The organism is Flavobacterium sp. LMO6, assembly GCF_009495795.1.
In the GTDB taxonomy this organism is placed as follows: domain Bacteria; phylum Bacteroidota; class Bacteroidia; order Flavobacteriales; family Flavobacteriaceae; genus Flavobacterium.
The window spans coordinates 219,350-238,493 of record NZ_WIBH01000005.1 but is presented as its reverse complement, the minus strand read 5'-3'; the positions used below and the strand labels follow the sequence as shown (position 1 = coordinate 238,493).

Annotated in this window: 16 protein-coding genes; 15 read left to right on the top strand and 1 reads right to left on the bottom strand. The window is 32.0% G+C overall.

Translation table 11 applies throughout. From position 1 onward, the window contains the following. Positions 1–598: 598 nt before the first annotated feature. Positions 599–793: a hypothetical protein gene (locus GFJ99_RS07305; RefSeq protein WP_153208167.1), complete on the bottom strand. Its 195-nt coding sequence runs from the start codon at positions 791–793 to the stop codon at positions 599–601. A 1,050-nt stretch (positions 794–1,843) separates the two neighbouring features. Here GFJ99_RS07305 and GFJ99_RS13750 point away from each other — a divergent pair. The 15 genes from GFJ99_RS13750 (at position 1,844) to GFJ99_RS07230 (ending at position 19,068) form a co-directional block, all read left to right on the top strand. Further along, positions 1,844–2,302, top strand: a complete 459-nt coding sequence (locus GFJ99_RS13750; protein WP_238990080.1) for a hypothetical protein — start codon at positions 1,844–1,846, stop codon at positions 2,300–2,302. A gap of 967 nt (positions 2,303–3,269) precedes the next feature. After that, positions 3,270–4,778 carry a class I SAM-dependent DNA methyltransferase gene (locus tag GFJ99_RS07295; RefSeq protein ID WP_153208165.1) on the top strand — a complete coding sequence of 503 codons (1,509 nt, stop codon included), beginning with the start codon at positions 3,270–3,272 and terminating at the stop codon, positions 4,776–4,778. Then, positions 4,775–6,034: a restriction endonuclease subunit S gene (locus GFJ99_RS07290; protein ID WP_153208164.1), complete on the top strand. Its 1,260-nt coding sequence runs from the start codon at positions 4,775–4,777 to the stop codon at positions 6,032–6,034. Before GFJ99_RS07295 ends, GFJ99_RS07290 begins: the two co-directional genes overlap by 4 nt. 2 nt (positions 6,035–6,036) lie before the next feature. Continuing rightward, the gene (locus tag GFJ99_RS07285; protein ID WP_153208163.1) at positions 6,037–7,050 is read left to right on the top strand and encodes a PIN domain-containing protein; all 1,014 of its coding nucleotides are present in this window, start codon (positions 6,037–6,039) and stop codon (positions 7,048–7,050) included. A 15-nt stretch (positions 7,051–7,065) separates the two neighbouring features. Further along, positions 7,066–8,853 (top strand): DUF262 domain-containing protein, encoded by a 1,788-nt coding sequence (locus tag GFJ99_RS07280; protein WP_153208162.1) that lies wholly within the window; start codon positions 7,066–7,068, stop codon positions 8,851–8,853. A gap of 6 nt (positions 8,854–8,859) precedes the next feature. After that, a complete protein-coding gene (locus GFJ99_RS07275; protein ID WP_153208161.1) occupies positions 8,860–11,979 on the top strand; it encodes a type I restriction endonuclease subunit R in 3,120 nt (1,039 codons plus the stop codon). Between the two features lie 20 nt (positions 11,980–11,999). Next, positions 12,000–12,725 carry a hypothetical protein gene (locus GFJ99_RS07270; protein WP_153208160.1) on the top strand — a complete coding sequence of 242 codons (726 nt, stop codon included), beginning with the start codon at positions 12,000–12,002 and terminating at the stop codon, positions 12,723–12,725. Continuing rightward, the gene (locus GFJ99_RS07265) at positions 12,725–13,198 is read left to right on the top strand and encodes a hypothetical protein (RefSeq protein ID WP_153208159.1); all 474 of its coding nucleotides are present in this window, start codon (positions 12,725–12,727) and stop codon (positions 13,196–13,198) included. Before GFJ99_RS07270 ends, GFJ99_RS07265 begins: the two co-directional genes overlap by 1 nt. Before the next feature lie 6 nt (positions 13,199–13,204). Beyond that, a complete protein-coding gene (locus tag GFJ99_RS07260) occupies positions 13,205–13,498 on the top strand; it encodes a hypothetical protein (RefSeq protein WP_153208158.1) in 294 nt (97 codons plus the stop codon). Positions 13,499–13,507: 9 nt separating this feature from the next. Continuing rightward, on the top strand, positions 13,508–13,708 hold the full coding sequence (locus tag GFJ99_RS07255; RefSeq protein ID WP_153208157.1) for a YqaE/Pmp3 family membrane protein: 201 nt from the start codon (positions 13,508–13,510) through the stop codon (positions 13,706–13,708). Positions 13,709–13,733: 25 nt separating this feature from the next. Continuing rightward, on the top strand, positions 13,734–14,726 hold the full coding sequence (locus GFJ99_RS07250) for a hypothetical protein (protein WP_153208156.1): 993 nt from the start codon (positions 13,734–13,736) through the stop codon (positions 14,724–14,726). Between the two features lie 510 nt (positions 14,727–15,236). Continuing rightward, positions 15,237–17,117 (top strand): mechanosensitive ion channel family protein, encoded by a 1,881-nt coding sequence (locus tag GFJ99_RS07245; protein ID WP_153208155.1) that lies wholly within the window; start codon positions 15,237–15,239, stop codon positions 17,115–17,117. A 448-nt stretch (positions 17,118–17,565) separates the two neighbouring features. Beyond that, a complete protein-coding gene (locus GFJ99_RS07240) occupies positions 17,566–17,784 on the top strand; it encodes a helix-turn-helix domain-containing protein (RefSeq protein ID WP_153208154.1) in 219 nt (72 codons plus the stop codon). A 5-nt stretch (positions 17,785–17,789) separates the two neighbouring features. After that, positions 17,790–18,122, top strand: a complete 333-nt coding sequence (locus GFJ99_RS07235) for a HipA N-terminal domain-containing protein (RefSeq protein ID WP_153208153.1) — start codon at positions 17,790–17,792, stop codon at positions 18,120–18,122. Then, positions 18,115–19,068, top strand: coding sequence for a HipA domain-containing protein (locus tag GFJ99_RS07230; RefSeq protein ID WP_153208152.1), 954 nt, complete (start codon positions 18,115–18,117; stop codon positions 19,066–19,068). Before GFJ99_RS07235 ends, GFJ99_RS07230 begins: the two co-directional genes overlap by 8 nt. Positions 19,069–19,144 lie beyond the last annotated feature (76 nt).

Genomic DNA, 19,144 nt, shown 5'->3' with positions numbered 1-19,144 from the left:
GTTGAGAGAGTTGCACAGAGCGCTTCACTCTTGAAATTGAACTTGACCTTGTTCTTGATTTTATTTTGGAACACAGATTGAAGAAATTGAAATAATCTTTAAAATTTAAATGGTTAGAAATCTTAAAAATCTATTGACTCGATTGTCATCCTGAGCGAAGTCGAAGGCTAATGAAAATGTTTTACACCGAGCTGCACCGAGTTTCTTTTTATTTGGATTGCGTTGAGAGAGTTGCACAGAGCGCTTCACTCTTGAAATTGAACTTGACCTTGTTCTTGATTTTATTTTGGAACACAGATTGAAGAAATTGAAATAATCTTTAAAATTTAAATGGTTAGAAATCTTAAAAATCTATTGACTCGATTGTCATCCTGAGCGAAGTCGAAGGCTAATGAAAATGTTTTACACCGAGCTGCACCGAGTTTCTTTTTATTTGGATTGTGTTGAGAGAGCTACACAGAGACGTTTCACTTTTCATAGTTAACAATAGATTAGACAGTTAGTTTGTTGTATTGTTGCGTTTTTTGGGAGGTTATGTAATGGTTTTTATGGATAATCAAGACAAAAAAACGTTGCCATTTGATTTGGCAACGTTTTTTTATTTTCTAAAAGGTTCTAGCTCTTCCATGGGAATTCGGGTGTATTCTGCGAATTCTTTGAAAGTAATCATGTGATGTTTTTCTTCTTTATCGAAATACGACTTTATGTCTTCCATGATGACACGTGCGTTTCTTTGGGTACATCCTTTGATTAATGCTATATCTTTTGTTGTGATACATAATCTGAATGGCATGTTTTTCATTTTGTGCTTTGAGTTTTGTATCGTGATTTGATTTTACATGTTTTCAAAAATAATAATTAACTAATTGAATGCAAAAACAAATTATCAACAACTAGTTGCTGTATTTTCTTTTGCGCAAGTTTCTTATGTTTTGTATAGCAATGTGTTACAATTCTTGATTTTGATGTTTGTGTTTCGTTTTTTTTTGTCCAATTTTTAAAAGAGGAAAATCGACACTTTTGCTTGTTTGTTAATAAGTCAAATTGTTCAAAATCTTCTTTTTTCCCTTTTTGTACAAGAGTTTGATTTTCTATACCTACTTGTGCATACACTATCTATACTGTATCCATACACTATCTATACAGTATCCATACTTTATCTATGGAGTATCTATGTAGTAAACTTGTTGGGTGATTGTATTGTTTGTATTAAAAAATATCGTTTCTATAGTTCTCGATACATTTTGTCATTGTAAATCTTGGGCTTTACAACTACAAAACACTCGAAGTGACGGAGGTGGAATTGCGATTTTTTATTGTTCTCGATACATTTTGTCATTGTAAATCTTGGGCTTTACAAATGCAAAACACTCGAAGTGACGATGGTGGAATAGTGTCTTTTTCGGAAATAAGTGTCATTTTTTACTTTTCTGGACGTATTTGGTAAATGTGGGAAAAAGTTCTTAGGGCTTGTCAATAAAGGAAATGTTGAAAAACGGGTGTTGCTATATGTGTTAGTTTTGGGCCATATAAATTTTTAACATTTTTATTTATGGCTAGATTAAATGGCTTGGTAAAGTTTGAAGGTACGTTAGATAACCTAACCTTCTACAAAAGTGCAGACGGGCACTTTGTGCGCACCAAAGGTGGTGTTAGCAAAAACAGAATTATGAATGATCCTGCGTTTGTGAGAACTCGTGAAAACGGAATGGAGTTTGGCAGTATTGCTACTTCGGGTAAGTTGTTGCGTAATTCTTTGGGGATGCTGGTGTTTCGAGCGAAAGACAGTAAGCTGACGAGTAGGCTTGTGAAGGTTATGGGACAAATTAAGAATTTGGACTCCGTGAGTGAAAGGGGTAAGCGAAATGTTGCTATTGGATTATCTGATACATCTGCTAAGTTGCTTTTAAAGGGGTTTGATTTTAATGCTAGAGCTACTTTAGGTAGTGTGTTGAATACTAGTTATAGTGTTGATACCGGAACAGGAGAGGTTACCCTTTCTTCGTTTAATCCTATGGAGCAATTACGCGCTGCTGAAGGTGCTACTCATTTTAGTTTGCAGGTGGGTTATTTGAACTTGAATTTTGAAACTGGAGAATCGGATTTGACTTTGAGTCCTGAATCTGTTTTTCCGTTGGTTCAAGGGGTTATTTCTCCTGTGTTGACTCCTAGTGGTGTTCCTGCGGGTAGTGGTGTGCGTATGCATGTGTTGCTTATTGAATTTTTTCAGGAAGTAAATGGAGTTCAATACATGTTGAACAATGGTGCTTACAATGTGCTTAATTTGCTTGAGGTTCAATAAACAGTGTTCAGTAATCAGTATTTAGTGTTCAGTGTTTCTTAATCAATGAATAGTATTTATTGAGGCTGTTGATTTAATAGGGTTGATAGTGTTCCATATAGCCCTATTGGAAACGCCCTGCCAGATATGGTAGGGTGTTTTTTTGTTTCAGGTTTGTGTGGCACGCGGATGTTACGGGTCCGCCTTGGTGGCACGCTGATTTGGACGTTTTTTTTTTGAAACATATAGGTACATAGTTTTTTTGTAGTGGATTGTGTTGAGAGAAATTCATATAGGTATTTCATTTTTCATAGCTCACAATAGGCTACACGCCTAGTTTGTCATGCTGTTAAGCATCTCTTTTATGAACTTCATTCAACGTATAGTTATACTTTTTTCTTATATGACTTATATGTTTCCACCACATAGAATCATAGATTTTACACAGAGCTTCACCGAGTTTCTTTTGAAGTGGATTGCGTTGAGCGAGTTGCACAGAGTGGGCGTTGCACTTTTCATAGCTCACAATAGGTTACACGCCTAGTTTGTCATGCTGTTAAGCATCTCTTTTATGAACTTTATTGTGTGTAACGTTTTTCTTTTTCCTTATATGACTTATATGTTTCACCACATAGAATCATAGATTTTACACAGAGCTGCACGGAGTTTTTTTGTGGTTGATTGTGTTGAGAGAGCTACACAGAGTCCGAAGTTTCGGACCGAAGTTTCGGACGTTTCACTTTTCATAGTTCACACAAGCTTAACCGCCTAGTTTGTCATGCTGTTAAGCATCTCTTTTCATTTGCTCTTGTTTTTATTTTTTAACACTTCTCGTACGGTTTTCCACATTTTTATCTCAACCCCTTTGTTTACTTTAGCTGACGAAGGTACCCCCGTATTTTTACCTGGTTTAAAAATCAGGTATTTTTACGGGTTGTGTAAGATTATTTTTATTGTTAAATTTGGGGATATTAATGAAATAATTAAAATGGCTAAAACCGATACAAGCACTTTTGAACAAAAACTCTTTAAATCAGCAGATAAACTGCGTAAAAATATTGATGCTGCCGAATACAAACACGTTGTATTAGGTTTAATATTCTTGAAATATATATCCGAATCATTTGGTGAATTATACGACAAACTTAAAGTTGACGAATATTCTGATCCCGAAGATAGAGACGAATATTTAGCAGCTAATACGTTTTTTGTGCCTAAAGAAGCACGTTGGAGTCACATTCACGCCAATGCCAAATTGCCTACTATTGGGCAAACCATTGACGAAGCTATGGAAGCCATAGAAAAGGAAAACAAAGAACTAAAAAACGTTTTACCACAAGTATATGGTAGAGCAAATCTCGACAAAACCTCATTAGGAGAATTAATTGACTTAATTTCTAATACCGAACTGCAAGTAGAGAACCTCAACTCTAAAGACCTTTTTGGTAGAGTATATGAATACTTTTTAGGTGAATTTGCCAATGCTGAAGGTAAAAAAGGAGGACAATTTTACACTCCTAAAAGTATTGTAAAATTGATGGTCGAAATGATAGAACCATACAAAGGTAGGGTTTATGACCCAGCTTGTGGTAGTGGTGGTATGTTTGTGATGAGTGAAAAGTTTGTAACCGAACACCAAGGAAATATTCAAGATATTACCGTTTACGGACAAGAAAGCAACCAAACCACTTGGAAATTGTCTAAAATGAACCTTGCCATTCGCAATATCAACTCCAAGTTTGTAGCTTGGAATACCGAAGGTACTTTCTTAAAAGATGCACACCCAGATTTAAAAGCAGATTTCATACTAGCCAACCCACCTTTTAATCAAAGTGAATGGGGTGTTGATATTTTGCAGGATGACGGTCGATGGAAATACGGCACACCACCAAGTGGAAACGCGAATTACGGTTGGATGATGCATATGTTATACCATTTAGCACCACGAGGCGTTATGGCAACTATTTTATCTAACGGTTCGTTAAGTTCTACTACAAGTGGCGAAGGCGAAATACGAAAAAATTTAATAGAAAACGATTTAGTAGAGTGTATTGTAGCCTTACCGAAACAATTGTTTTATAATACCGGAATACCTGCTTGTATTTGGATTTTACGAAGAGAAAAAGCCAACCATAGCAAAGAAGTTTTATTTATAGACGCTAGCGAAATGGGGTATATGAAAGACCGTATACATCGAGATTTTACCGATGACGATATAGATAAAATAACAGATACCTACCACAACTGGCGCAAAAGCGAAAATTATCACAACATAAAAGGTTTTTGCAAAAGTGCTACTATTGCAGAAATAGAAAAACACAACCATATATTAACACCAGGTCGATATGTAGGTATTGAAGCAATAGTAGACGACGGCATTTCTTTTGAAACCAAAATGGCTGCCTTAACCACCACTTTAAAAATACAAATAGACCAAGAAGCCGAACTAAATAATGAAATTGCTACTCAATTAGCTAAAATTGGTTTTTCGTTATGAAAAGTGAAATATGGGATACAGTAGATTTATCGGAAGTAATAATGTTACTTACTGATTACCATTCAAACGGTGCATATAAAAAGCTCAAAGAAAATGTTGAACTTTTGGATAAGGAAGATTTTGCCTTAATGATAAGAACTACCAATTTCGAGCAAAATGATTTCACAAAAAACAACAAATATATTACAGAAAAAGCATACAACTTTCTTTCAAAATCAAAAGTTTTTGATGATGATTTGATAATGAATAAAATAGCAAATGCAGGTTCAATTTATTATGCGCCAAAATTAAATAGACCTATTTCATTAGCTATGAATTTATTCCTAATCAGAATTAATAAAGAAAAAGCAAATCCAAAATTTATATATTACTATCTAAAGGTTAATGAAAAGTATGTAAAAAGTTTTGCATTAGGTTCTGTGACAAATACAATAACAAAAGAAGCTGTTAAAAATTTAAAAATAATACTTCCTCCTTTAGTTGAACAAAATGCAATTACCCAAATTATTGAATCATTTGATAATAAAATAGAATTATTACAAGACCAAAACAAGACACTTGAAGAAACAGCACAAACTATTTTTACAGAATGGTTTGGAAAATATAGTATTGACGATGAGCAGACTGATGGGTGGAGAATTTTTCAATTAAATGAATTAGTAGATATAATAAATGGATATTCATATAAAGGAAGTGAATTAGTTGAATACAGCGACGAAGCACTAGTTACCTTGAAGAGTTTTGATAGAAATGGTGGATTTCAAACTAGAGGATTTAAACCTTTTAGAGGAAAACCAAAAGATAATCAAGAAGTTAAAATTGGAGACCTTGTTGTTGCTCATACAGATTTGACACAAGATGCTGAAGTTTTGGGTAATCCTGCTTTCATATTTGATGACGGAGGATTTAAAAAAATGTACATAACGATGGATTTGGTAAAAGTTATATCATTACACAAAGACATAAGCTCCTCTTTTTTATATTATTTAATGAAAGATAAAGCTTTCAAAGGGCATTGTGTTGGATACTCAAATGGAACCACAGTTTTGCATTTATCAAAAAGAGCAATTCCTGAATATCAGTTATTATTGCCAACTGACTTTAACTTAATCAAAAAGTTTTCAGAAATAGCAAATAGCACAACAACCAAAATTTCATTAAATAAAATCACTATAAAATCACTAACCCAAACACGAGATGAATTATTGCCAAGATTAATGAGTGGGGAAATAAGAATAAAAGAATTTAATGTATAAGGATGAGAGAGAAAGTTATTTTTGATACAAATGTTGTAAGAAACCCAGAAATTAATAATTTTTTGGGTGGTCGTGAAATATTAGAACGATTTACACAAGATGCTGACATTGTTATTCCTGATACTGTTATTCAAGAAATTAAAAGACAAAAAAGAAGCAGCTTAGTAAGTAATAAAACTAAATTTTTAACCAATCCTTTTCACAAATTAATTGGTGTTGATGAAGCAAACACAAAATCTTTTGATGTAGAAGATTATATTCAAAAATTGTTAGATACAGAAACAATACCATTTGAAACAATTGATTTAAAAGATCATAGCGTTCTACCATTAATAAAAGAATTGGCAATTCTTAAAAAAGCGCCATTTGAAGCTGGAGATAATACAGATAAGGGATTTAAAGATGCTCTAATTTATTTTACGATCTTGGAATATTTACAAGAGATACCTAATAAGTATGTATTTGTATTTGCAAAAGATGCAAGATTTAAAGAAGCATTAGCAAATCATCCCAACATTATAATAATTGATTCATATGACGATTTTAAAAAGTATGGAATATCTCAATTTTATGATTCTTATTTTATTGAAAATATTAATGCCGTATTAGGTATTACAATAACAAAAGATAATATTAAAGAATATTGGTTTAACATTAACGATAATATAGCACTATTAATTGAATTTGAAGGACAAGAATATGTTATTGAAACAGATTCTATGGAAATAATTGACCACTGTAACCGAAATGAATACGTCGAAGAGATTGAAAATTTAATAAAATCAACTCGTTTTGTTATTACTCACCGTGCAATAGGAAAATTAATGCCTTATATAAATTATCTTTCTGATAAAGAAATAGCTAGAATACTTAATGCTTCTTTAGCTAATGAGGATATAAGAAGAATTATTGCCGACGATGATGTAAAAGAATTCATCGGTTCATTATATGATTCGAAAAAAGAAGTACTTACTGATAAAGAAGTTTTGCAATTTTTAAAAGAAACATTTGAATAAAATTAAATAAAATATATGGCGATAGAAGTAACAGGCAAGCAAATTGCAAGTGATAAAATAACAATAAAGGATGTTTTTGGTGAAGATATGTGGTTTTGCATACCCGATTATCAAAGACCTTATGTTTGGGGCGAAGACCAAATAAGTTCATTGCTAGATGATATTTCTCATTCAGCAATCAACACACCTGACAGTCAATATTTTTTAGGTTCATTGGTTTTGCATTGTGAACCTAAAAACTTTAAAGGAACAAGTTACCAAGAAAACAGCGTTTTAGATGGTCAACAAAGATTAACTACGCTTTATATCTTACAAGCAGTTATTAGAGACGTTACAAAAACTGAAACTCGAAAAAGCACTTGTGCCAAAGCGATATTTCAAAAAGGGAATCCTGACGACGGAATACCTGAACGTTTAAGAATTGAATTTGCCATTCGTAAAGAAGTAGAAACCTTTATCAATACTTACATTAAAGAAGAAGGCGGCACGCAGAAAAAAGAGGAATTGGTAGTACTTGCTACAACTTCAAAAGATGTTTCCATTCGAAATATGGCAAACGCAATTTTAATCATTTCTAAATGGTTTGAGAATGATGATAATTTAGATATTGACACGTTCTTTCCTTACTTACGTCAATATGTTATTTTGGTTTATGTGGCAAGTAGTGAACTAGAAGATGCTTTCCGTTTGTTTACAGTATTGAATGATAGAGGTATCAAATTGCGTAATAGTGATATACTAAAAGCTCAAAACCTTAAAGAAGTTAGCACCGAAGAAAAACAAACCGAATACGCCAAATATTGGGAAGAACTAGAAGGTGAATTAGGAGAAGATTTTGATTTATTTTTATCATATATCAGAACCATATTGGTAAAAGAAAAAGCAAGGCACAATCTATTAAAAGAATTTGAAGATAATATTTACAAACCAAAGAAATTTAATTACACTACTAAAAAATATGAAAATGTAGCTCCACTATTAAAAAAGGGTGATGATACATTTGATATTATCAAAAAATACAAAACACACTTTGACATAGTTTTTAGTGGCAACAATCACCATATCAATAACAATTGGGCATTTGATAATTTAATAAAAGTGATGCAAGATACTGCCTTGTCAGATATTTGGATTCCGCCATTATTAGTGTACCGTCATTGCTTTGGAGATCATAAAATATTTGATTTCTTAAAACTTTTAGATAATAAATTTTCAGGTGATTGGATTGCTAGAGAAACACCTACAACTAGAATTGATGCAATGAATTCTATTATCAAGAAAATTGAAGAAATAGACGCCTTAGAGGATACTTCAAAAGACGATAAATTAAATACGTTGTTTGTTGATTTAGCATTCAAATTTAATACTTCTCAATTCTTATCCGATTTAGATATTAACACTATTTATGGTAGAAGATATGCGCGTTATATTTTAAGAAAAGTGGATTTCTTGTTAGATGCACCCTTATATTCTGAAAAGCGCAGTTCTTACAGCGAAATGTCAGTTGAGCATATTTTACCACAAAACCCAGAAGCAACAAGCCAATGGATAAATGATTTTACGCCTGCTGAAAGAGAAGAATGGACACACAAATTAGGAAATTTAGTTTTAATTAGTCGAAGAAAAAATGCAGGTCAAGGCAGATTAGATTTTGCAGATAAGAAAACTAAATACTTTAATAATAGTATTGAATCCTTCCCAAATTCATTAAAAATTATGCAAAAACCACAATGGACAATTAAGGAGTTAAAGGATAATCATTTACAATTGATAAACAGAATTAAGCTACATTACAATATATAGTATTTTATGATAACCGAAAACCACATAGAACAATCACTAATTGCTCAATTACAACAGCAAGGCTATACCTATTTTTATGGTCCAGACATTGCGCCATATAGTGATAATGCCCAAAGAGAAAACTTTGCTTCGGTTATTTTAGAAAATCATTTTAAAGAGTGTTTAAAAAAATTGAATCCTACACTTCCTGAATCAGCACGAGTTGAAGCATTTCAAAAAGTAATCAATTTGGGTACAGAAGATATTATGGAAAACAACGAGCGTTTCCATAACCATCTTACCAATGGTGTAACAGTTGAATACACCAAAGGCGAAAACACTATTGGTATTCCGGTTACTTTATTAGATACTGAAAATATCGAAAATAATAGTTTTTGGGTTGTCAATCAATTAGTAGTCAAAGAAAACAACAATGAAAAACGTTTTGATGTAGTAATTTACATTAATGGTTTACCATTAGTTTTTATCGAATTAAAAAATGCTACAGATGAAAAAGCTACAGTACTAAAAGCCTTTCAACAAATACAAACCTATAAAAGTTCTGTTCCAAGTATTTTTTATTACAATACGCTTTGTGTTATTTCTGACGGTATCGATGCCAAAGCATCGAGTGTCTCTGCTCCTTTTTCAAGATATTTACCTTGGAAAGCACCAAAACAAGAAGGAATAGAAATTAAAACCGAGTTGCAAATTCTAACGGAATATATGTTAGATAAGAAGACATTGGTAGAATTAATTCGCTATTGTACTGTTTTTGAATCGGAAGAAATGAAAGACCAAAAAACGGGTTTAATTTTTCAAACAAAAGTTAAGAAAGTAGCGGCGTATCATCAGTATTATGCAGTACAAAAAGCAGTAGCACAAACCATAAGGGCTACTCACAGCACCGATGGTGACAGAAAAGCAGGTGTAGTTTGGCACACACAAGGAAGTGGTAAATCCTTAACAATGGTTTTTTATAGCGGACAAATTATTACGCATCCACTTATGGAAAACCCAACCATTGTAATGTTAACCGACCGTAATGATCTTGACGACCAATTATTTGGAACTTTTGGCAATTGTGTTGGTTTGTTACGTCAAAAACCCATTCAAGCCGAAAATAGAGAACACATCAAAGAACTATTAAAAGTTTCAGGTGGTGGAGTAATCTTTACTACTATTCAAAAATTCTCTCCAGAAACAGGAAATGTTTATGATACTTTATCAGAAAGAACCAATATCGTTGTGGTTGCCGATGAAGCACACAGAAGTCAATATGGTTTTGCAGGTAAAGAGTTTGAAACCAAAGATGGTATGGAAACACGCTATGGTAATGCTAAATACTTACGTGATGCGTTGCCTAATGCTTCTTACATAGGATTTACAGGAACACCAATAGAAAAAGAAGACAAATCTACACCAGCCGTTTTTGGAGATTACATAGATGTTTACGACATCAAACAAGCCGTTGACGATGGCGCAACTGTGCCTATTAGTTATGAATCACGTTTAATAAAAATCAAATTAGACGATGCCACAACAGCTACAATAGATGCTGAAATCAACGCCATATCTGATGCCACCGAAGAACAATTAGAAAAAGCCAAACAGAAAGTAGCCACTATTGATGCGGTTGTAGGACATCCTGACCGATTAAAAGACATTGCTAAAGACATTGTTACCCATTTTGAAAAACGTCAAGAAGTGTTCGAAGGTAAAGCAATGATTGTTTGTATGACTAGAACGATATGTGCTAAATTATATCAAGAGATTATTTCTTTAAAACCCGAGTGGCACAATACTGATATTGACAAAGGAAAAATTAAGGTTATAATGACGAGTTCATCTGATGATATTGCTTTGTTACAACCACATCATACCACCAAGAAACAGCGCAAAGATTTAGCAACAAGAATGAAAGACCCTAGTGATGAACTGAAATTAGTTATTGTTAGGGATATGTGGCTTACTGGATTTGATGCACCAAGTTTAAACACAATGTACATTGATAAAAAAATGCAAGGTGCTAATTTGATGCAAGCCATTGCAAGAGTAAACAGGGTTTATAAAGACAAGCCAGGTGGACTAATTGTTGATTATATAGGAATTGGACAAGATTTGAGAAACGCAATGGCAATCTATTTGCAAAGTGGTGGTGAAGGAACACCAATATTTGATATAAAAGAAGCTATTGCAGGAATGAAAGAGAAGTTTGAGGTGATAGAGCAAATGTTTAATGGATATAATTTTAAAGTCTATTTTGGTTCAGATACGGCTCAAAAGTTGCAAGTATTATTGGGTGCGCAAAACTTTATATTATCCAGTGATACTTTAAAAGACCGTTTTTTAAAAGAAGTTACTTTACTTTCAAGACTATTCGCAATGTCAATTCCAAGTGCAGATGCAGATAGAATAAAAGATGGCGTAGCATTTTTTCAAGCTGTAAAGTCAAGAATAAACAAGTTTAACAGCAATGGTGTAAAATCGGATTATGAAGTAGAAACTGCCATAAAGCAAATTGTAGATGAAGCTTTATCAAGCGATGGTGTGATCGACATATTTGAAGCAGCAGGAATAAAAGCTCCATCGGTTGGCATTTTATCAGACGAGTTTTTATTGGAAGTAAAAAATATGCAACAAAAAAATCTTGCATTTGAATTACTTAAAAAATTATTGAGTGATGAAGTTAAAGTTCGCAAAGCAAAAAATCTAGTTCAAGGTAAGAAGTTTTCTGAAATGTTGGAATCAGTTGTAAAACGTTATCATAATAACCAAATTGATTCTGCACAGGTATTACAAGAGTTATCAGAGATTGCAAAAGAAATGCAGTTAGAAGATAAAAAATCTAAAGATTTAGGGCTAACACCTGAAGAGTATGCTTTTTATAGTGTACTAAAAGATAACAATTCTACATCATTTTTAGATGATGATAAAATGAAAGATTTGATTCATACTATAGTTGATGTAATCCGAAAAAATGCAACAGTAGATTGGAGTAAACGTGATGATGTTAGGGCACAATTACGTTTGACTGTAAAGAAAATATTAATGCGTTATGGCTATCCGCCTGACGTAGCTAAAATGGAAGCAGACAGAGTTATTACTCAAAGTGAGAGCTTGGCTGATGTTTTTAGTAGGGAGTAAAATTTAAAATATAACATGCAATGCTTGACAACTACATAAAACAAAAAGTTGATTTAGTTTCTTATTCACAAGTCGAATTAAGCAACATAGCTAATACTTTAAGTTATTTAAAAAACATTGTTAACTATCAACCTGATTTTAGAGAGCCTTTCCTTGGTGGTTCATATAAAAGAGCTACAATGGTAAAAGGAGTTAGTGATGTTGATGTTTATTTTAGATATGTTGGTTCTGGCAATCCACAATCAGCATTAGCGGTATTAAAGAACTGTTTATTACAAAGCTATCCTAATACACCTATTAAGCAAGATAAACCATCCATTTTGGTTGATTTTCAAAAAATTCCAATTAATATAACACCATACAAAGAAGATAACTTTGGGAATTTAAGTATTCCTGATAAAAATTTATTGTATTGGCAAAGTATGAGTTTTGGTGAATTAGAACAAAACATAATAGCCTTAAGAAGACAAAATTCGAAATTTATTGACTTAATTAAAATTCTTAAACTTTGGAATTTTAACCATAGAAAAGGAATTAAAAATTTCGAAATTGAAAAAAGAGTTTGTAGTTTATATCTTGGTAGACAGTTATATCAAAACAATTTATCTGAAATGATGATACATTTTTTTAATAATAATGGATATCAAAGTGATGCAGTAAAAATGCAACTTTTAAGAAATAACATTCATAGCAACTCAAACTATAATTGGATCAATTTTATTGAAAACAGAAAAACCTATTTTTGATGGAGACTAAAGAAAAAGAATTGTTGAGAAGACTTGGTGAAGAAACTATTTATACATCAAAAGGTCATTTCAAAGCTTGTGATTTAAGACGACAATTGATAACTTATACAATTTGGATTTGTACTTTGTTAAATATTATAGGTATCATTGGAATAAATGAAACAGTAGACAAATGGTTATCTGCAGTTGGTCTTTTTGGGACAATAGCACTACTATTGTGGAATGAAGGAGAGGGAAAAAATTACAGAGCAAATCACAAAGAAATTGCTGAAAAATATTTAGCTCTACACAAGGAAATAAGAGAGTACTATTTTCTTGAAAATACAACAACTGAAGAAATTAAAAAAATAAGTAATAAAGTAATTTCATTGGATAAAAGTGAAAAGCCAGAAATTCCAAGTTACGCAAGAAAGTTAGCTAAAAGTGCTATTGAAAGTAAAGACCCTGAAACTGATAATTGGTTTAAAAGTTAAATAAATATGAAAAAAGTATTTGGAATATTATTATTGATTATTGGTTTGATATTAACCAATTTTGGTGTTGGCGGTTTTGTTTACACAGATACAACTCGAAAATGTGATTTCTATCAGAATTTAAATGATATTAATAATTATCATAAGGATTATGATGGAGAGATGGCTGTTGGTATGGCTATTTTTGTAGTGGGTTTGATTTTATTTATTATTGGAATTGTTTTAACGGCTTCTAAAACGAGAAAACAGCAAGAAATAGAAATAGAATTAGGTTTGATAAAAGCTCAAAACATAAAATAATTATATAATATGCGTTACGTTTTAGCTTTTTTCTTTCCATGGTTGAGTTTGATACTTCAGGGTAAAGTAGGTTCGGGAATTATTTGTTTGCTATTACAACTTACCATTATTGGTTGGATTCCTGCTTTTATATGGGCAGTAACTGCGTTGAATAGAATGTATGCAGATAGAAGAACCAATAAAATTATTAGAGAATTAAAGAAAGAATAATTACTTAATTTATTAATATAAGAATATGAGTGAATTTCAAGAATTGGAAAAGAAACGATTTCCGTATAGGATTACTAAAACAAACTGGATTGTTTATGCTGTGGCATGTTTTATTGCTGTTTTAATGAGTTTAAAAGAGATTACTAGAATTCCTGAATTTATAGGACATGCAATTGGTTTGTGTTTTGCCTTTTTACTTTTTGCTTCTTTTTTTGGTATATTGTTTTGGTTTATTCTAGGTAGAAAACAGAATGGAGGTAGTACTACTTTTACTGTTTTGATTATAATTACACTTCTTGGTCAAATTAATAATTTTGCTAAAAATAGTAATGAAAATACAATTGATACAAACGAATTAAAAATCGCCATAAATAAATATAAGGAGGATTTAAAAAATGATTCTATTCCTGGAAATGTTGCATTTCAAAATTTTACAGATGTACTAGAAAAAAATGTTGACCAATTTATAGAGCAATCGTCTGGAGATCAAAAAGAGTTATTTATTGGGCTAAAAGAATTTATTACGGAAGCAAAAGAAGAGGGAAATAATTGGACTACTGCACAATCTAAAATAGCTTCCGAATCTTTTTTTGATTTTTCAATTTTAAACGAGCAAGACGAAGTTGATAGACAGATTCAAATAGCAAGAGATTTTGCAGAGGCTTCTGAAAGATATAAATTATTCATTCAGTCGAGATTAAAGAAATTAAATCAAATTATTAAAAATAAAGATATTGATGATGAATTTTCTAAGATTATAATTGATGTAATTGAACAAAAAGTAAAAAAACAAAATCCAATATTTGTTCCTTATATTGATAATAATATTACTTATGGAAATAAAATGGTTATTGTTTTAGAGATGATTAAAAAAAATAAATGGTCAAAAACGCCTGAGGGATACATTGAATTTAAGGACGCTTTGATTGATACTCAGTTTAATGATATTATGATTGAATTAACTGAAATTGAAGAAAAAGTAAATGATTTACATGGTAAGTTGATTGATGTAATTTAATTATTTGTTGTTTTATTAATTTATTAGACGTTTACTAAAAATTAACCCGCTCCTCAAATTCTCCCAGCTTTGAGGAATAACAAATAAAAAGGTACAGTTGAAATAATATAGCTTTTTATAAAAAAAATGGTGTTTAATTCTATTTGATAAGTAGTATTGATACCTCAAATTCTCCCGACTTTGAGGTATAACCCACTAGTAAAGTTAGTAGTTTTCGTTTGTTAAGAAAATTCGAAATTTTGTTTATATTTGTGTAGGCTTGGTCTTGGCAGGTTGTCACTTCTTTTGGATGCAAAGTATTAACATTCAGGGAAATAAAAACTTGATATTGAAGCAGAAATAGGAGATGAAATGAGAGAATTAAGAGAAAAATATCCCTTACTCTTTGTCTTTTTAAATTTCTTGTAGGCCATTGTTAAGCCGTACCATGTAGCCTGATTACCAAAGCTTGTCAATGAGCCGCATTTTTTTCAATTTGATTATTCTATTTTGTATTCTATACTTTTTACTATGGAGAAAATATTCTTAAAAATAATACCGCTGCTTTTACTATCATTTAGCTTTATATGTTATGGACAGACGGATGGTTTGATTCAAAAAAATGATTCAATTAATATTGTTGCCCTAAAGGATTACAATCAGAAACTGAAAGAAGTTGAAAAGCAACGAATTGCTGATTCGATTAAAAAAGCAGAATTAGAATTACAATTATTGAAGTTTAAAACTACAGATAACCTTCAAAAAGCAGATTTGCTAAATCAGCTTAAAACAATTGGGATAAACGATAAAAAGCGAATAGCTGATAAAAAATTACATATAGATTCTTTACGCAATTCAGCTAAAGGTTATCCGGTAATGGGAGCTTTGAAAGACACTTTGTTTTTTATATACTCAAAAATTGGTGCTTCAACACCCAGTGAAAGAGCATTAAATATAAGCGGTAAAATCAGAAAACTCTACGAAGATGATTTTTTAAAGATAGATTCAATTTTGGTTTTAAAATCGGAAAATACCTATGACATTGTTTATAGAGAAATAATCATAATGAGCATTTCGGAAAACGATGCAATTTGGTATGGTAAAGGCATGTCTGAATTGGCGGATCACTTTAAGAAAATAGTTAAAAACTCTATAATCAAGTCAAAAAGTGAAAATAGCTGGATGAAACTTATGATTAGGATAGGTTTAGTATTGCTTGTTATAGCATTAGCATGGTTGGTTTTTTTGTTAATTGGCAAAGGTTTTACAAGGTTATTAGTGTTTATTGACTCTAAAAAGGATAAATGGCTAAAGAGTTTATCTTATAAAGATTATACTTTTCTGTCTGCAGAACAGGAGATGCAGGTGATTTTATTCTTGGTACGAATATTCCGATGGTTTGTTTATGCAATCCTTCTTTACATTTCTTTACCAATTATTTTTAGCATCTTTCCATTTTCACGTAATTGGGCTGGTGCCTTGTTCCATCTGATTTGGTCTCCATTTAAGGGCGTTTTGATTGGAATATGGGATTACCTTCCCAATCTTTTCACACTCCTTGTTATTTACTTCGTAATGAAGTACGTTATTAAATTTGTAAAACATATTTTTCACGAAATCGAATTAGAAAAGCTAAAAATTTCGGGTTTTCATTCCGATTGGGCTATGCCAACATACAGTATAGTTAAATTCCTTTTGTATGCCTTTATGTTTGTTTTAATATTTCCATATTTGCCTGGTTCCAACTCAGATGTTTTCAAAGGAGTTTCGGTATTTATAGGAATTCTATTTTCATTGGGCTCATCTTCGGCAATAGCCAATATGGTAGCCGGATTGGTTATTACTTATATGCGGCCATTTAAAATTGGTGACCGAATAAAAATTGATGATGTTACAGGTGATGTGATTGAAAAAACCCTACTTGTAACTCGTGTTAGAACAATTAAAAATGAGGTTATTACAATCCCTAATTCATCAGTTCTTAATGGTAACACAACAAATTACAGTATTGAAGCCGCTGAAAAAGGGTTAGTCATTTACACTACAGTTACGATTGGATATGATGTGCCTTGGAAAAATATGCATCAAGCATTGATAGATGCAGCACTAAGTACCGAGTTGATTATTGATGAACCGAAACCATTTGTTTTGCAAACAAGCCTTGATGATTTTTATGTATCCTACCAAATTAATGCCTATACAAGAGAAGCAAGTAAACAAGCCTTAATTTATTCAAATCTGCATCAGAATATTCAAGATGTTTGTAACGAGAGGGGTATTGAAATTCTTTCACCTCATTACCGTGCTGCAAGGGATGGTAACATGACCACAATTCCTTCGGATTATTTACCTAAGGACTATATAGCGCCTAGCTTTAATTTAAAAATTAAAAAAGATAAGGATTCCTTGTAGTTTTCAGAAATATTAAAAAAGCCACACATGCCATATTAAAACAAACGCTTTGTCAAGTAGCTTGAGTAATATGTCGCTCCCCAAATTCTCCCGACTTTGAGGAATATCGAATAAAAAGGTACAGTTGAAATAGTATAGCTTTATATAAAAAAATGGAGTTTAATTCTATTTGATAAGCAGTATTAATAGCTCAAAGTTGAGAGAGTTTGAGCAGTGGGTTGCAATACTTTCTGAAATAATGACAGGGCAAATTTCAGAGGTATAAGAGCTGGTTTTACGTTGATGTCTACCAAATGGCATTTTTAGACAGTTTTACCTATTTTGTCTTAACTCCCAAAGGGAATAATTTATATTCATTTGCATATAAAAAATAAATAGTAATTAATTTTATATGTTTTTACATATAATTTAGTATATTTGTTTAAAATCGATGTAAAAGCATATAATCATGACGACATTAGCGAATTTTGTTAAAACCAAAAGAAACGAAGTAAACCTCACCCAAGAGGAGTTTGCTGAACGTGCAGGAGTTGCCTTAACCGTTATCCGAAAAATAGAGCAAGGCAAAGAAAACCTGAATTTGGAAAAGGTAAATCAGGTCCTTAAAATGTTTGGGCACACGCTAGCTCCAGTTAATGCAAGAGAACTAACGAAAAATAACGAGTAAGCAGCATGAGGAGAGCCAATATATATTACAAAGAAGTTATAGCGGGAATCCTGACGGAGACAGATGATGGTGATTATGTTTTTCAATACGATGAAAAATACATAGCCGAACATCCAAAAGAGTCAATTTCATTAACTATGCCAGTAAGTAGTAAACCTTATACCGATAAACGATTATTTCCTTTTTTCGAAGGTTTAATTCCAGAAGGGTGGTTATTAGACATTGCTTCAAAAAATTGGAAAATCAATCCCAATGATCGTATGGGATTATTATTAGCATGTTGTCAAAACTGCATAGGAGCCGTAAGTGTTCAACCCATACAGAACGAAAATGAGTAAAAAGTGTATATATTGTTATCAAGCATTGGATAAAAATGCATCGGGTGATTTTCACGAAGCATGCAGTTTGGATTTTTTTGGAACTAAACAACAACCTGTTTTTGAACATTCTTTACAACAAATGTCGGAACTAGCTAAAAATGTAGTAGAAAGAAGTGTCGCAGTTCCTGGAGTACAACCTAAATTATCATTATCGGTTATTCATGATACCATGCAAGACGGTAACAAGTGGCGTTTGACAGTAGTAGGAGCTTTGGGAGGAAATTATATTTTTAAACCACCATCCAACCACTTTCCAGAAATGCCCGAAAACGAACATGTAACCATGCGCATTGCGGAAGCATTTGGTATTAATGTAGTAAAATCAAGTTTAATTCGTATACAATCAGGCGAATTATCCTATATCACAAAACGCATCGACCGTACCGAAACTGGAGAAAAAATCCACATGCTCGATATGTTCCAAATCACCGAAGCATTCGACAAATACAAAAGTTCTATGGAAAAGGTAGGAAAAGCACTAAATGAATTTTCAGACAACACCTTATTAGACAAACTATACTTTCTAGAAATAGCCATTTTTTCGTTTCTAACAGGAAACAACGATATGCATTTAAAAAACTTCTCCATGATTAAAAAAGAAGACAGTTGGATATTAGCACCTGCTTATGACCTGCTAAATGTAGCCATCGTAAACCCAGACGATACAGAAGAATTAGCCTTAACATTAGAAGGTAAAAAGAAGAAAATACAATGGGAGCACTTTGAGCGATTAGGTTTAAGTTTAGGACTCAACCAAAAACAACTAACTAGCCTCTCAAAAAGATTCATAAAAAACAAAGAACTAGCCCTTAAATGGATTGATAACTCATTCCTATCGGAGGAATACAAAGGAAAATACAAAGATGTGCTAAACAACCGCTATCATATCCTATTCCGAAGTTAATCTAGCCAAAATTTTTAATAATTTTCCGTATCAACTCTATTGTAATGAAACAACTTGAACAGGATGTTTATGTTTC

Coding starts and splice junctions, on each gene's coding strand:
- GFJ99_RS07280 (WP_153208162.1), top strand. CDS start 7,066: ATGGCGATAGAAGTAACAGGCAAGCAAATTGCAAGTGATAAAATAACA.
- GFJ99_RS07245 (WP_153208155.1), top strand. CDS start 15,237: ATGGAGAAAATATTCTTAAAAATAATACCGCTGCTTTTACTATCATTT.
- GFJ99_RS07235 (WP_153208153.1), top strand. CDS start 17,790: ATGAGGAGAGCCAATATATATTACAAAGAAGTTATAGCGGGAATCCTG.
- GFJ99_RS07295 (WP_153208165.1), top strand. CDS start 3,270: ATGGCTAAAACCGATACAAGCACTTTTGAACAAAAACTCTTTAAATCA.
- GFJ99_RS07290 (WP_153208164.1), top strand. CDS start 4,775: ATGAAAAGTGAAATATGGGATACAGTAGATTTATCGGAAGTAATAATG.
- GFJ99_RS07305 (WP_153208167.1), bottom strand. CDS start 793: ATGCCATTCAGATTATGTATCACAACAAAAGATATAGCATTAATCAAA.
- GFJ99_RS07260 (WP_153208158.1), top strand. CDS start 13,205: ATGAAAAAAGTATTTGGAATATTATTATTGATTATTGGTTTGATATTA.
- GFJ99_RS07275 (WP_153208161.1), top strand. CDS start 8,860: ATGATAACCGAAAACCACATAGAACAATCACTAATTGCTCAATTACAA.
- GFJ99_RS07270 (WP_153208160.1), top strand. CDS start 12,000: ATGCTTGACAACTACATAAAACAAAAAGTTGATTTAGTTTCTTATTCA.
- GFJ99_RS07285 (WP_153208163.1), top strand. CDS start 6,037: ATGAGAGAGAAAGTTATTTTTGATACAAATGTTGTAAGAAACCCAGAA.
- GFJ99_RS07250 (WP_153208156.1), top strand. CDS start 13,734: ATGAGTGAATTTCAAGAATTGGAAAAGAAACGATTTCCGTATAGGATT.
- GFJ99_RS07265 (WP_153208159.1), top strand. CDS start 12,725: ATGGAGACTAAAGAAAAAGAATTGTTGAGAAGACTTGGTGAAGAAACT.
- GFJ99_RS07230 (WP_153208152.1), top strand. CDS start 18,115: ATGAGTAAAAAGTGTATATATTGTTATCAAGCATTGGATAAAAATGCA.
- GFJ99_RS07240 (WP_153208154.1), top strand. CDS start 17,566: ATGACGACATTAGCGAATTTTGTTAAAACCAAAAGAAACGAAGTAAAC.
- GFJ99_RS07255 (WP_153208157.1), top strand. CDS start 13,508: ATGCGTTACGTTTTAGCTTTTTTCTTTCCATGGTTGAGTTTGATACTT.